Annotated in this window: 14 protein-coding genes and 2 tRNA genes; 8 read left to right on the top strand and 8 right to left on the bottom strand. The window is 43.8% G+C overall.

Going from position 1 to position 13,997, the window contains the following annotated elements; all coding sequences use genetic code 11:
- The first annotated feature begins 263 nt into the window (after nucleotides 1–263).
- Nucleotides 264–995: an AzlC family ABC transporter permease gene (locus B7360_RS13675; RefSeq protein WP_085343759.1), complete on the top strand. Its 732-nt coding sequence runs from the start codon at nucleotides 264–266 to the stop codon at nucleotides 993–995.
- Entirely contained in the window at nucleotides 992–1,300 is a 309-nt protein-coding gene (locus tag B7360_RS13670) for an AzlD family protein (protein WP_012842209.1), read from the top strand. Before B7360_RS13675 ends, B7360_RS13670 begins: the two co-directional genes overlap by 4 nt.
- Before the next feature lie 87 nt (nucleotides 1,301–1,387).
- Here the strand turns inward: B7360_RS13670 and B7360_RS25250 are convergent, their stop codons facing one another.
- Both B7360_RS25250 and B7360_RS25245 read right to left on the bottom strand, forming a co-directional pair.
- Nucleotides 1,388–1,933, bottom strand: a complete 546-nt coding sequence (locus B7360_RS25250; protein WP_254048124.1) for a LysR substrate-binding domain-containing protein — start codon at nucleotides 1,931–1,933, stop codon at nucleotides 1,388–1,390.
- Between the two features lie 2 nt (nucleotides 1,934–1,935).
- Nucleotides 1,936–2,298: a LysR family transcriptional regulator gene (locus B7360_RS25245; protein ID WP_254048123.1), complete on the bottom strand. Its 363-nt coding sequence runs from the start codon at nucleotides 2,296–2,298 to the stop codon at nucleotides 1,936–1,938.
- A gap of 112 nt (nucleotides 2,299–2,410) precedes the next feature.
- Between B7360_RS25245 and B7360_RS13660 the strand changes: the two genes are divergently transcribed.
- From B7360_RS13660 to B7360_RS13650, 3 genes are read left to right on the top strand one after another with little or no spacing between them, the layout of a single operon-like run.
- Nucleotides 2,411–3,562, top strand: a complete 1,152-nt coding sequence (locus B7360_RS13660; RefSeq protein WP_085343758.1) for an alanine racemase — start codon at nucleotides 2,411–2,413, stop codon at nucleotides 3,560–3,562.
- 2 nt (nucleotides 3,563–3,564) lie between these two features.
- Nucleotides 3,565–4,488, top strand: a complete 924-nt coding sequence (locus B7360_RS13655; RefSeq protein WP_085343757.1) for an ornithine cyclodeaminase family protein — start codon at nucleotides 3,565–3,567, stop codon at nucleotides 4,486–4,488.
- Complete coding sequence (locus B7360_RS13650) at nucleotides 4,481–4,954, top strand: GNAT family N-acetyltransferase (protein ID WP_046875380.1); 474 nt, start codon at nucleotides 4,481–4,483, stop codon at nucleotides 4,952–4,954. Before B7360_RS13655 ends, B7360_RS13650 begins: the two co-directional genes overlap by 8 nt.
- A gap of 60 nt (nucleotides 4,955–5,014) precedes the next feature.
- Here the strand turns inward: B7360_RS13650 and dld are convergent, their stop codons facing one another.
- From dld to B7360_RS13620, 6 genes are all read right to left on the bottom strand, one after another.
- Complete coding sequence (gene dld / locus B7360_RS13645; protein ID WP_085343756.1) at nucleotides 5,015–6,721, bottom strand: D-lactate dehydrogenase; 1,707 nt, start codon at nucleotides 6,719–6,721, stop codon at nucleotides 5,015–5,017.
- Nucleotides 6,722–7,105: 384 nt separating this feature from the next.
- The gene (locus B7360_RS13640; protein ID WP_085343755.1) at nucleotides 7,106–8,008 is read right to left on the bottom strand and encodes a LysR family transcriptional regulator; all 903 of its coding nucleotides are present in this window, start codon (nucleotides 8,006–8,008) and stop codon (nucleotides 7,106–7,108) included.
- A 236-nt stretch (nucleotides 8,009–8,244) separates the two neighbouring features.
- Nucleotides 8,245–8,320: transfer RNA gene (locus B7360_RS13635), tRNA-Gly, on the bottom strand.
- A 36-nt stretch (nucleotides 8,321–8,356) separates the two neighbouring features.
- Nucleotides 8,357–8,430: transfer RNA gene (locus B7360_RS13630), tRNA-Cys, on the bottom strand.
- A gap of 206 nt (nucleotides 8,431–8,636) precedes the next feature.
- Complete coding sequence (gene viaA, locus B7360_RS13625; protein ID WP_085343754.1) at nucleotides 8,637–10,091, bottom strand: ATPase RavA stimulator ViaA; 1,455 nt, start codon at nucleotides 10,089–10,091, stop codon at nucleotides 8,637–8,639.
- 9 nt (nucleotides 10,092–10,100) lie between these two features.
- Entirely contained in the window at nucleotides 10,101–11,762 is a 1,662-nt protein-coding gene (locus B7360_RS13620) for an ATPase RavA domain-containing protein (RefSeq protein WP_085343753.1), read from the bottom strand.
- A gap of 268 nt (nucleotides 11,763–12,030) precedes the next feature.
- On the opposite strand from B7360_RS13620, the gene B7360_RS13615 reads away from it, so the two are divergent.
- The 3 genes from B7360_RS13615 to B7360_RS13605 all read left to right on the top strand — a co-directional run bounded on the left by B7360_RS13615 (nucleotide 12,031) and on the right by B7360_RS13605 (nucleotide 13,973).
- Nucleotides 12,031–12,546 (top strand): NUDIX hydrolase, encoded by a 516-nt coding sequence (locus B7360_RS13615; RefSeq protein WP_005396403.1) that lies wholly within the window; start codon nucleotides 12,031–12,033, stop codon nucleotides 12,544–12,546.
- Nucleotides 12,547–12,568: 22 nt separating this feature from the next.
- On the top strand, nucleotides 12,569–13,573 hold the full coding sequence (gene ltaE, locus B7360_RS13610; protein WP_085343752.1) for a low-specificity L-threonine aldolase: 1,005 nt from the start codon (nucleotides 12,569–12,571) through the stop codon (nucleotides 13,571–13,573).
- 79 nt (nucleotides 13,574–13,652) lie between these two features.
- A complete protein-coding gene (locus B7360_RS13605) occupies nucleotides 13,653–13,973 on the top strand; it encodes a cytochrome c (RefSeq protein ID WP_005396401.1) in 321 nt (106 codons plus the stop codon).
- Nucleotides 13,974–13,997: the final 24 nt, after the last annotated feature.

The raw sequence follows: 13,997 nt of genomic DNA, 5'->3' as shown, positions 1-13,997 counted from the left end.
TACTCATATACTAATCTGTAACAATCCGTGCTCTTCTCAATTGAACAGAGCTTGCTATTTGCGTTGCGTTACTTTCCTTGAACCCTAGCAAGTGACAAATCCTCTAACCCCTTCATCTTAAAATCGTTCAGGTATACTTGTTTTTTTATATAGCACTTAGTGTTTGAAAGCCATTTCAATTGATGTTAAACATGAAGTTTACAAAAGAATAACAAACGCATTCATATGGCACTGCCCTTTTTGCCTGCTGGCTAGGTATCTCTATGACAGAAAATACTCAACATCTTCAGCGTTCCTCATCTGAGTTGCACGAATTTACCCGGATCGACGTGTGGAACGGTTTCACCCAACTTTTACCTCTGTCCATGTTTGTGGTCATATTTGGCCTCGCATTCGGTGTTGCCGCCGTACAAACAGGGTTAGATGTATTTCCCACTATGTTGATGAGCACACTGGTCTTCGCCGGTGCTTCACAATTTGCCACGCTAGAAATGTGGGGAGCAGAAGTACCTCTGATTCCAGTGCTTATTACTGTATTTGCTATTAATGCTCGTCACCTCTTGATGGGCGCTACGCTTTATCCATGGTTACGACAACTCCCACCGAAAAAACGTTACGGTGTAATGCTGGTAGCATCAGACGCAAACTGGGCAATGGCACTCAATGCATTTGGTAGAAAAGAACCAGGTTTTGGTTTGCTTGTTGGCGGCGGCTTAGCGATGTGGTCGTTTTGGATTGTCGGCACCTGGATCGGCATTTATTTTGGTAACGCAATCAAAGACCCGGTGAGCCTCGGACTCGATATGGTTATGGGATGCTTCCTGCTGTCTATGGTGGTGGCAGGGCCGAAAGACTTAAGAATCTTTGCGATTTGGGCCACAGCAGCAGCCTCTTCTATGTTGGCGTATTGGTATTTACCAGAGAATAGCCACGTAGTGGTTGGCGCTATTACTGGTGGAGTCTTAGGTGCTTGTTGGAAGGAGAAAAAAGCATGAACATCGAAACGAGCGTAGGTGGAACACTGCTTATCATCATCGCTATGGCGCTAGTCACGCTCATAACCCGCTGGGGCGGAGTGTATGTTATGTCATTTATTCCAATTAGCGAACGGGTTCAACGTTTCATCACTGCGATGTCAGGTTCCGTATTAGTTGCCCTTTTAGCCCCACTAGCGGTTGAAGGTGATAACGGTGCTAGAGCAGCACTTTTTTCTACTGCTGTCGTCATGTTCATCGTGAAAAAGCCTCTGCCCGCAATTGCAGCTGGCATCATCGCAGCCGCCGCGGTACGTGCTCTTTAACCGTCCTCAGCTAGATAATTACTTAAGCTCACATTCTTCGATTGTGAGCTTAACCGAGCCTTATAAACTAACCATAACAACTTAGTCTCAACTTAACCACGGTGCTTTTTGGCATTGCTCTTTTAGTAGAGATAAAAAGCCAGTGACTCGCGCTGACCTCTCATGCGCAGCAGAACTCACGAGGGCAACAATATCGGCATTTGGAAGCTCGTAATCTGGTAATAATCGCACTAATTTACCACTATCAATCTGTGACTGAATATCCCATTCAGATCGCATGATGACCCCTAAGTCTCTTAAGGCCCAGTCTTTAATCACTCTGCCCTCATTACTTGCAAGTGAAGGACGAATTCGAACATTTTCTATGGCTCCTGAGACTGTATGAGTAAAGCTCCACAACGTGACATCTTCATTATTTTCTCTCAACGCAATACATTGATGCCTCTTAAGATCTTGCGGAGTTTCAGGCTGTCCATAACGTGATAAATACTCCGGCGAAGCGCAAACAAAGCGCTTGTTTGGGGCTAAACTCACCATCTTAAGGCTGGAATCCGCCAGGTGACCAATGTAGATGATAATGTCCCATTTATGATGGTTGGCCCAGTTTGGCTTATCTGATAACTCTAGCTCCACTTCTAGGCGCGGATGAGCTTTTTATACTCACCTAATAAAGGTGCTATCACATCGTTGCCAAAGCCAAGGGGCGCCAATACTCTTAGACGACCACTGACATCCCCTCTGCTTTCATTGAGTTTATCGGTGAGTTCATCCAAATCCTCAAGGATAGAACTACCTGTATCGACTAAAACGCGCCCTTCTTCTGTTAAGCTAACTATGCGCGAAGGCCGTTGAAGTAACTTAAGCGATAGCTTCTTTTCGATATGTTGAATACGCTGAGTGACTGATGGAGGCGTTATATTGAGCGCACGAGCCGCATCTGCCAATGTCCTATGGTTAGAAACTACCACAAGAAATCGAATATCTTCTGTCGTTAACATTAACTTCCAACCTAATGTATAAGTAGATTTTTGTTAATATAATTCAACTTCTTCCTACTTCATAATCATTTCATCAATAGTTAATTTCACTTTGCAAGCTTAGGTAAATGAAATGATTAAGCATACAGAACACCCTAATTTAGAAAAACAATACAATGCTATTGGCACACCATTTCTCTATTTGGACAAACAAAAATTTTTGAGCAACCTTACTCAAATGCGCAGCCATATGTCGAAACTAGGCACACCACTGAGGCCCCACTTTAAGACAGTAAAATCGTTAGATGCGCTTCCGTACTTAATTGACTCTATAGAGGATCCAATCACTGTATCCACCCTTGAAGAAGCAGAACAGCTTGCCAGTTATGGTTGTAAAGACATTCTCTATGCTGTTGGCATATCAAAAGAAAAGCTATTGCGAGTCGAACTGCTACTGAAACGTGGTATGAGTATTGTGGTTTTACTTGATAGCATGGAACAAGTCGATTTCGTTAACACCTACTGTCAAAAACGTGGGTGTGTTATTAGCTGTCTGATAGAGATTGATTGCGACGGACACCGAGGTGGTGTAAGTGCAGATTCCGAAGCCCTAATTGCAATGGCTAATAGCTTAGATAAGGGTTTGGCCGATTTTAAAGGGGTGATGCTCCACGCAGGTGAGTCTTACCACTGTAAGTCTCGAGAAGCGTTAAACCAATCCGCCAGTAATGAAGTAGCGACTGCACAACTTGCAGCGAAACGCCTCGAGTCGGTTGGGATTTACTGCGATATAGTCAGCGTGGGGTCTACCCCGACGGCATGCTCATACACAAACACAAGTGGAATCACAGAAGTCAGAGCTGGCGTCTATTCGTTGTTTGACTTAGTGATGCATCGGCTTGGAGTGTGTACCTTAAACGATATCGCAATCTCAGTAGTAAGTAGTGTTATTGGACACAACAAATCGAGGGGGCAAATATTTGTTGATGCTGGTTGGATGGCTCTTTCTTTAGATAAAGGCCATGACGAACAATGTTATGGCGTGGTTCTCCAACCGAACGGCCAAGAGAATCAAATACTGAAAGTCGTGCAGGTAAATCAAGAGCACGGCATACTCGAAGTGGCTTCTGGAAGCGAGATCGACTTCGAATGTTTTCCCATTGGTTCTAGAGTACACATCGTCCCAAATCATGCATGTTCTACAAGCGCGATGCACAGTAAATACTATGTCTTTGACTTGGTCGAGGGTCAAATTGAGCAATGGCAACGTGTTTCAGGGTGGTAAACATGATTTATCTAGATGAAAAAACGACAGCAGCGTTAATTTCTCACGAACTGGCATACAAAGCGGTCAAAGCGGCATTTTCTTCAGTACAAGATCAGCACTCATCAATATTTCCGGTCGTTAACGCATCAGGCCAGATCGAAGGCTCAATGTTTTCACTCAAATCAGCATGCACAAATCAATTACTTGGTTGGAAAATGGGAAGCTATTGGCCCTGCAATAATCAGTTTGGGCGACCAAACCATGGTACTCATATCTTTCTTCTTTCACCGGATACGGGGGAAATGAAAGCCATTTTGTCAGCAAGTTTGGTCAATGCCTACCGAACTGCAGCAGCTGATGCCATCGCTGTTGATCTACTGGCGAGACAAGATTCATCTGTACTCGCGTTATTTGGCACAGGTCATCAAGCTAAATACGAAGCGCTTGCCATTTCAAAAGTTAGGAATCTATCTAAAGTCCTGATTGTTGGTAGAAATCAGACTAACGCCAACCTACTAGCGCAAGAGCTAAGCAAAGAAGGGTTAACAACAGACATCAAATCCGCTCAAGAAGCCTGTGAAAGCGCAGATATTATTGTTACCGTTACAGCGTCCACCGCTCCTTTGTTTGAATCTTCATGGGTAAAACCTGGAACTCATATTTCTGCAATGGGAGCAGATAAAATAGGAAAACAGGAACTTCCACCATCGCTATTTGAGAACGCCACCCTCTACTGTGACTATTTATCTCAGTCCAAAACGGTTGGTGAGTTCCAGCATGCGCCAGATAAAGAGATCTATCAGATCGGTGACAAGCTTCAATTAAAAGAAAGGAACAAAAACGACACTACTATTTTTGATAGCTCAGGAATTGCCTATCAAGATCTTTATGTTGCGCAAATGGTTTTAGATAAATACCTATCCAAGGAAGATTACCATGAATAACGTTAGCTTTTTAAAAATAAACGGTAACACCATCGATGACATTATCGACCTCTCCGTGGAAGAGTCCCAAAAACATCTCATTGCTAATAACGCAGAATGGCTTGCAGAGGCGAGTTTCAACGACGATAGCGTCAGTTACGGCATTTATTTAGACGACAAGCCAGCTGGGCTCATCTCTCTTATCGATCCAAGACTACTCGACAAGTTCGATGATCACTTTCAAAAGGATCATTTGTACGTGTGGCGCGTCATGATTGACCATCGTTTTCAAGGAAAGGGATTGGGAAATCAAGCGATTAACTTTAGCAAGCGATACGCTTCCATTATCGGTTTACAAGGCGTGTCCCTGACCACAATGGATAAAGAGGAAGGGAATGCTCTCCATATTTACCAAAAGCTTGGTTTTACCCCAACAGGAAGAAGACTTGATGATGAAATAGAGTTGATTTTTAGCGTCAAAGAGTAAAAAGCCAACCTGGTCGGCCATATAGTGTTCCACCAGGTTGACTTGACGAATATTCAATGCTTATGCACAGCAGTTACAATTGCGCTTATATTTGTCCATTTTGCCAATACCAGGGTTAAAGGTGTTGGTTGGATCTAGCTCGTGGTAAAACTTCTGCAGCGAATTTTCAGCTTCGTACAAGTGACCCACATTATGTTCTGCTGGGTATTTAGCACCACGGCTATTGAGGTGTTCTAGCATCAACTTTTTCATCAACTTCGTGTCGGTCCCTTTTTTGAAAATGTAATCTTGATGGAATACATAACACATAAAGTGACCATAATAGAGCGCTTGAACAAGGTTCTTACTCACCTCTTCCGGTAAAGTTTCTAGCCACTCTTCATCATTGCGTCGCAAAGCGATATCAAGTGCAACGATGTCTTCTACGTCTTTTCGGTGAATCGTCTCGTAACGAATTGCTGCACCTGCTGCTGCAAAGCGATGTAAATAAGCTTTTTTACCTTCTTCCGGCGTACACTCGAAGAAATCACAGTCGTCTTCAACAGCCCAAACTTCTTTGAGGTATTTTTGTGCTTCAGCAATACCACCATCACTCATTTTCAATACCAGGTGATGCTCATACTTGTCACGGAAATCCAGCATTCGCTCTGGTAAATGTTGTGGGAACAACTTGCTTGCATAGTACAAAATGGTGTCTGGCAGGTATTTACTAACAAACGGGACGCGCTCTAAGACATTTTCTACTTTAGCTTTAAGTGCAAACATTTTTGGCAGCTTATCTGTGCCTAGCAAGTCGATGGATAAAAAGACGTCTTTGCCGTACTTCTCTGCCATGTTGAAGATATCTCGATGCAAGTATTCTCCCATCTCAGGCAAGTTCTCAAACGTAGATAAGAAATCTTTTCGCAGCTTCGTCAGTTTCGCAGGATCATTGGTGCCAAGGTAAAAAACCTGCTCTTTTTCGGGTACTGGGTAGCTATCAACTCGAACGGCGAAAACACCCAATTTACCAGCGCAGCCACTGGCTTCAAATAAACGACGTTCATCGGCATTAAAGCGAGAAGGAATGTCAGAAGTCACGTCTCGAACACGTTCATCGTATTCTTTGTCTGATGCCATTCGCTCGTCATGAATGATCTTCGCTGGGTCAAAGTTTCCTTCTTGCAGGTTTGTCAGAATTTCTTCTGGCGTTTCACCTAAACCTTCAATACCAAGGTGATTAACCAGGTGTAACTGGCCTTGCTTATCGACCTGCGCATAAATCGCCAACTCCGTGTAAGCAGGACCACGCTTGACTAACGCACCGCCTGAGTTATTGGCGATCCCCCCAACCACAGTGGCACCTAATGATGAAGAACCGATGATAGAGTGCGGCGCTCGGTTCACCGCCTTCAATTCTTTTTCCAATGAGTGCAAACTTGCACCAGGCAAGCATACCGCCTGCTTACCGCCATCTAATAAGTGAATCTTCTTGATTTTGGTAATATTGATCACGACCACATCACGGTCATAATCATTACCACTTGGAGCTGAGCCTTCTGTTAAACCTGTTTTGGCAGCCTGCATAATAATAATGCAGTTTGCTTCAACGCACTGTTTAATGATCTTCCATTGTTCTACAAGAGTATTAGGAAACACGATAGCAAGCGCAGTGCCACTACCTGAGCGAAAACCCGAGCGGTAGTATTTTGTTTTAACCTCGTCGGTTAGGACATTTTCTTCCCCAACGATAGTTTTAAATTCGTCAATCAGCTGCTTTTGTTTCATATCCGTATCTCTAGTTATTGTACTTCGCTCACATCACCGTTTAGTGACGGTAATGGGCGTTTGAGCCACTATAAGCAGTCCATTTCTCGGCGTCTATGTCAGGCAGGCGAGCAACACTTAACCAATAGACAACAAACAAAATAATTCTTTTATTTTTCTGTCACTTATCTTTCACATTCGGAAAATTTAACGCAAGAAACAGACCGTTTCTTAAAAGAAACAATAGCAAAACCATTTGTTAACAGTTGTGCGCAGCATCTTGTTATCAATATTAGTGATAAAACAAGGAGAAAGCTTAAGCTTCTAAATTTATAAGAATTATTAGAAATGAAGATGGAAACAATAACTCAACACCAACATAACGATTAGTGTTGAGTTATTGTCTTAAAATCGATGATTTTGACTTTGAAAGCTGGTGTATAGATGATCAATGAAGATCTTAATTTTTTCTGGTTGTTGACGAGTGTAAGGATACACCGCATAAATACCCAAACATTTGGCGGTTTCGTCTTTGAACAATTGAATCAGGCGGCCTTGCTTTAAGTCTTCATAAACCAAGACACGTGGCACATAGATGACTCCCTGCCCCAACAGTGCGACGTTTCTCAATACCGAAGAGTTGTTGGTACAGAGGTTACCGTCGACTGTAATTTGATACACCTCGTCTCCGTCTTTAAACGCCCACTCACGCGCCCCGGTTTCTTGGTAGGAATAAACCAAACAATTGTGCTTATCCAAGGCTTGAGGTTGCTTAGGAATGCCATGTTTAGCAAGGTATTGAGGTGACGCACAAACAATCCAATTCGCATCCACCAGCTTTCTTGCAATCAGACTAGAATCTGGCAACACACCCGTTCTAATTGCCAGATCAAAACGTTCATTCACGATATCGACGAAACGATTATCTAGATCCATATCGATATTGATGTCAGGATATTTCTGATTAAACTCATTGATCACTTGAGGAAGAATTAACTCACCAGAGATAGTGGGTACAGAAACTTTAATGTTTCCAGATAAATTCTTACCTAACCCCACAATGGATTCTTCTGCCGTTGCCACCGCTTGATAAACGGCTTTTGCATGAGTAAAGAACGCTCGCCCTGCCTCCGTCAACGTTAACGTTCGCGTTGTTCGGTAAAGAAGCTGTACACCAAGCTCTTGCTCAAGCTTCGCGATGCGTTTACTGACAACCGATTTGGTCAATGATATGTGTCTTGCTGCAGCGCTAAATGAGCCTTGCTCGATCAGGTGATAGAAAATGATGTAATCGTCGGTATTTCTCATGCGTCTTCGTCAAATCCTTTGGAGACCGACATTGTAAACGGATATTGGTCAATCTGCGAAATATCGGGTCACACTTAACAGCATAAATCGCGAAAGAAACAAGGGTTATACCCACAGTTCAAGAAATTGAGATGGCGTAAATTTATCAATATTCAGATACAAAAAAACCAGCTTTCGCTGGTTTTAAGTTGATGCACTTGGCATCGAGATACCGCAATTGCCATATCTGAATAGCTTGGAGCGACACACGAGGTTCGAACTCGTGACCTCAACCTTGGCAAGGTTGCGCTCTACCAACTGAGCTAGTGTCGCATTGATTCTCGAAAGCCATTCGCTCTCAAAGAATAATGGAGGCGCCTCCCGGAGTCGAACCGAGGTCCACGGATTTGCAATCCGCTGCATAGCCACTCTGCCAAGGCGCCTTTTTTACTTCGCTTCAGGGCTCTTCCCCGTTGCGTTGGTGGCTACTTTACGGATTGAGAGAAGATAGTCAAACAAAAATCTTTCATTTTCTGTTTGTTTGATTTCTTTTAAGCCAATTAGACCAAAGTTCGATCTTATCGGCTTAAAACGAAGCAATATAAATCTAGCTTTCTGTACGTTTTACTCAATAGAATTTCAATACCACTTAGTAATTACCGACCCGTTTAAGCAACCTGCCCACAACATTAGGATGATAGGACCACGTGTGATCAAACATCGACATTAATGCTGGGTTTCCGTATTTAGATAGGCTGATCGCGTGAAAACGGTTTTTCTTCACTTTAAGCGCATCCACTTTGGCAAGCAACTCGTCTTGTTGTTTTGGCGCGATAAAGTCGGAAATGACCACCATATCGGCATTTTTGTACTTATCACCGCTCATCAAGTCGATAGATTTGATCAAAGTTGGCTCTAAGTCTGTACCACCATGGAAGCTATAAGTTAAAAAGTCCGCCGCCTCGCGCAGACCATCTTGTTTGGTTAGCTCGTACGTAATGTGTTCCGTCGAAAAAATAATGACATAGCAGTCACGTTGCTCCGCTAATGCGATTTGCATCAGAGCATAAGCCATGGCTTTGGCGCATTGCTCAGGAAACCCGCTCATGGAGCCGGACGCGTCCACACACACAATAAACGGTCCTTTTTCGATATCTACCGCTTTGTTGTCAGGTCGGTGAGCTTTAACTTTACGTAACGTGCGCGATTTGCCTTGTGTACGGTAGTTCATAAGTCGTTTATCGACTAAGTGTTTATAGAACACGACTTCGAGTTCAGGATACGCCAAAAACATCGTTTCGTTGGGAAGTAGCTTATTTAAATCATCGCTTTCGTGAATGCCGACAATATCATCTGTCGCTTCATCACTCTTCTCTTCGATCATTTGTAGCTCTTCAGTAGGCGCGCGGTTAAGTTCGGGATCATTCACTTGCCCCGCCATACGGCCAAGTTGCTCGGCTATTTCTTGCAAGCCTTGGTGCTTCTTCAGAAACTCCGCATGGCGTTTCATCACTGTTAAGTCAGTTTTGCTCAACTTGGCAGATGCCATATCCCATAAGCGCCCTACACTTTCAGCATCACCCGACTCCGTGACCTTATCCATATTACGCATGGTCTCCATACGCTGATACAGGTCATTCAGCACTTTCTCTTTATTGGCCTCAAGCTCGCTTACTTGCGCTTGCTTAATCGCATCGGCTAGGCTTTGGTACCATTGATCACAGAAGTAATGTGGGAACATGGGATTATTCATCCCCTTGTTCTTCTCCATCATTCGGCGAGCCTGCATATAAAAAGCGGAGTGCCACTCAAGCTTTTTAATCACATCTTCGATGTTTTCGAAAAACGCCTCTTCATCCCAGTGAATGACCTCTTGATATAAAGACAGCTCTTGTTGGAAACGCTCTGTCTCACATACCTTGGTAATCCGTTTTTTAACACTGCCCCTCCACTTTAATAAGTGGCCTTTGACTGAAGATTTAACGCCTCGGTTTTCTGCCATCATCATGACTTGTGAACGCGCCATTAAATCATTAACTGCGCTATCGATGATGCCAGAGTCGGCTACCATCAGCGCGAGGTTAAGTCCGTCTGCACCTAGCATGTCGTCTCCTTATGAGAAAAACTGATGTAAGTTTTTAAAGCGTTGGATAACTTTCTCGCTTTCAGCTTGGATAGACTCAAGTCTCTGACTGACCTGCTGCAGACTCGACTCCATTAGGCGTGGTAATTCAGGATCAACAAAGCTATGCGGAAGCGCATCATGGAAATTCGCTTTTACCTTGCGCATATGGTGCTCTGCTTCACTGAGTTGATTTACGGCTTTTTCACTCTGCGTTAACCACTTTTGGTAAAGCTCTACATCCAAGCCCTCTTGAGTCACTAAGCTCACCAGAATGCCTCGGTTTGCGATATCACGGATAACTAGGTTATTTGCGGCATCAACATCAAATCGTAAACGACACATGTTGGTGTTTTGATTGACGTAGCCATACACATCACCGTGTCCTTCTTTGATGACTCGATTTAGTTCATCTTTTGGCACGTAAACCCAGCGGCTATCGCCTTTCTCTGATTCTGAAACCGACATGTTGCTTTGCAAAATAACCAGTTTAACTAAGTTAACGGCTGCGCCAACTTTGTAGGTCTTAGCTTTAGAGGTATCAAAACGCATGGTTTCTTTGCGCAGAATACCCGTTGCCGCTTCAGACGTTAACGTCATGCGGTAGACATCTTCAAGCTCATGCTGAACATCGACCAAAGACTCGCGACAGTATTCAATTTCCTGTTCGGCGTCTTGTTGGTCAAATGCATATTTTAGGGCGAACTCTTGTACCACTTCGCGTACCACGTCTCGCGATTCAGGGCTGTTCCATAAACAATCTTGCAGCAACAGTAGATCAAGTGGGTTGATTTCATCGCGTCCATTAAAAAACGCGCTCGCTTTTAGCAATTTCACGGCTTTCTTCCAGCGGCGGTCAGACACATACATGTCGGTATTAGCGACATCGCCAAACTGAGCTTCGACTTTGCTTTCTAACATCGTTTTAAGCTGGAAAAGCTTCTCGAATGCATTATCGGTTAGCGTCAGCTTGTCGAGCTGCTGTTGCCATTGATGATATTCTTCATCTGTTATTGCTAGCCCTTCTGGCACTTGTGCCTCTTGTGACGTGCCTACCGTCAACATCGACTTAAAGTTTTGTTTATTCTGAATTCGATTCACAAACACGCGCACCAACATGCGATCATAGAGTGCATCCAAACCGCTGTCTTCATCTGGCAGTTCATTGGACGCCGATACCAACAAACGCATTGGCACACGCTCAATATCGCTGCCATTTTTGAACGTTTTCTCATTGACCACTGTCAGCAATGTATTCAGAATGGCGGGGCCCGCCTTCCAGATTTCATCTAAAAATACGACTTGTGCGGTTGGCAAATACCCTTTAGTTAAGCGAACATAACGACCGTTATCTTTGAGTTCTTGAATACTCAGTGGCCCAAAAACTTCTTCAGGTGTTGAGAATCGCGTCATCAGGTATTCAAAGTAACTGCTATTATCGAACGCTTGGATAAGTCGCTTGGCAATTAAGCTTTTTGCAATGCCAGGTGGGCCTAAAAGAAAAACACTTTCACCAGCAAGTGCCGCAAGGAGGCAGAGCTTGATGGTATGTTCGCGTTCATAAACGCCATCCGTTAACGCTTTAGCCAACTTGTTGATGCGTTCTGAGAGAAGCGCTTTTTCGGCATTTGAGGCAAATAAGGTTTGTGTCATACGTTCTCCGGCTGCTGAACTGGTATTGCGTTAACATTTTTATACACTTGTTATAACTTTGTTACAAATGTATTTTGTTGAATTCCCCTTATAGCAGATGCTTACCCCCTTCTTTAGCCAGCAATCAAAGTTTCCATTTATGAGATACAGCTCACTGAAAGTGCAAACGCTTTCGTTGTGTTGCAACATTTTTTGCTTTTGTTTCCCACCATTTGTGGTTAATGTCGAAAAACGTCAAAATGCGGTAACAGCTAGGGTTAATAACTGCATGAGCAAAATAATTCATAAATGGAAGCAAATTTCTCTGATTGAAGAAGAGGTTATGCTTCCTACAGGACAGGCAATTACGCACACCACAATCCATCATCCGGGCGCTGCGGTGATTCTCCCTATTACAACGGAAGGAGAGATAGTCCTTGTCCATCAATTTCGCCCTTCACTTAATAAATGGCTTTTGGAGCTTCCTGCTGGTACAAGAGAAGGCAATGAAGACCCTCTCTGCTGCGCGAAAAGAGAGCTAGAAGAAGAAACGGGCTATAGTGCAGAGAAATTTACCTCTCTCGGCCAAGTCACTCCCCTTGCCGGATTTTGTGATGAGATACAGTACCTATTTGTTGCTGAGAAGCTCAGCCAAACCAACCGTTACGAATGTGATGAAGATGAAGTGATTGAGGTTGTTACCTTGTCACTCCAACAACTCGAAGACAAGATTATTGATGGCACAATTACCGATGCCAAAACGATCGCTTGTTTAAGCAAAGCGCGCCTTTGCGGATATATTTAGGACTTTGACCAAGGAGACATTCATGGATTTTCGATCAGATACCGTTACACAGCCTACCCAAGCCATGCGAGAGGCCATGTTTAAGGCCACCGTTGGGGATGATGTTTATGGTGATGACCCTACGGTCAATGAGCTTGAGGAGTTTGCCGCAGAGCTTGCAGGATTCGAAGCGGCTTTGTTTACCACTTCAGGCACGCAAGCCAATCTGCTCGGCCTAATGGCGCATTGTGAACGCGGAGATGAATATCTATGTGGGCAGCAAGCACATAACTACAAGTACGAAGCTGGCGGCGCAGCAGTACTTGGGTCAATTCAACCTCAACCAGTCGAAAATAACCCAGATGGCACACTCCCATTTGATAAACTGGCAGCGGCGATTAAGCCAGATGATTGTCACTTTGCTCGTACCAAGCTGCTCAGCTTAGAAAACACGATTAATGGTAAAGTGCTGCCTCTGTCTTACTTAGCAGAAGCTCGTGACTTCGTGAATAAGAACAATTTGAAGATGCATCTCGACGGCGCTCGCGTTTTTAATGCAGCCGCTGCGCTTGATGTTCCGGTAAAAGAAATCGGTCAGTATTTTGATTCAATGACGATTTGTCTGTCGAAAGGTTTGGCTGCCCCTGTTGGTTCGTTACTGCTTGGTAGCAAAGAGTACATCGCAAAAGCACGTCGCTTAAGAAAGATGGTCGGCGGTGGTATGCGTCAAGCGGGTATTCTTGCCGCAGCAGGCAAACTCGCCCTTACCGAACAAGTGGAACAGCTAAAACAAGATCATACCAACGCAAAAACCTTAGCGGAAGGTTTAGCTGAACTGCCTGGTTTTTCAGTCAACCCTGAATTTGTTCAAACGAATATCGTATTCGCGAAGCTTGATCCTCAAGTGGACATAGTAAATATCGCTGCGAAACTAAAGGAACAAAATATCACGATAACACCTGGAAACCCCATTCGTTTCGTGACTCATAAAGACATTTCAGCGCAAGATATCGACAATTTCTTATCAAGCATTAAATCTCTGCTTTAGTTTGATTTTGATCATTGAGCTTCCCCTAAGGGGAAGCTTTATTGTATCGATATGACTTTTTAGCGAATAGACAATCTTCATGTTCAGATTTGTACTTCTAACCTCTCTTATTTTCTCTTCCGCTAGCCATGCCGCGCCTTTTGGTGATGCTGATAAAGGTAAAATCAAATCCCCTAGCTGCGTCTATTGTCATGGTGCAACAGGCGTCGCAGGTAATGATGCCTATCCAAATCTTGCAGGTCAAAATGCCCAGTATCTATACGATGCGATGAAGTCTTACCAAGCAGGCGAACGTAAAGGGCCGCTTGCCGAAATGATGGGCGCACAATTAAGAATGTTAAATGATGAGGATCTTCGTGATGTCGCTGCATTTTATGCAGAACAGACGCAAGACAAATGATTTATTTATCTCGGCTCACAACAA

Source organism: Vibrio sp. ArtGut-C1, from assembly GCF_002105475.1.
Lineage (GTDB): Bacteria > Pseudomonadota > Gammaproteobacteria > Enterobacterales > Vibrionaceae > Vibrio > Vibrio diabolicus.
This window is presented reverse-complemented; position numbering and strand designations above follow the sequence as displayed.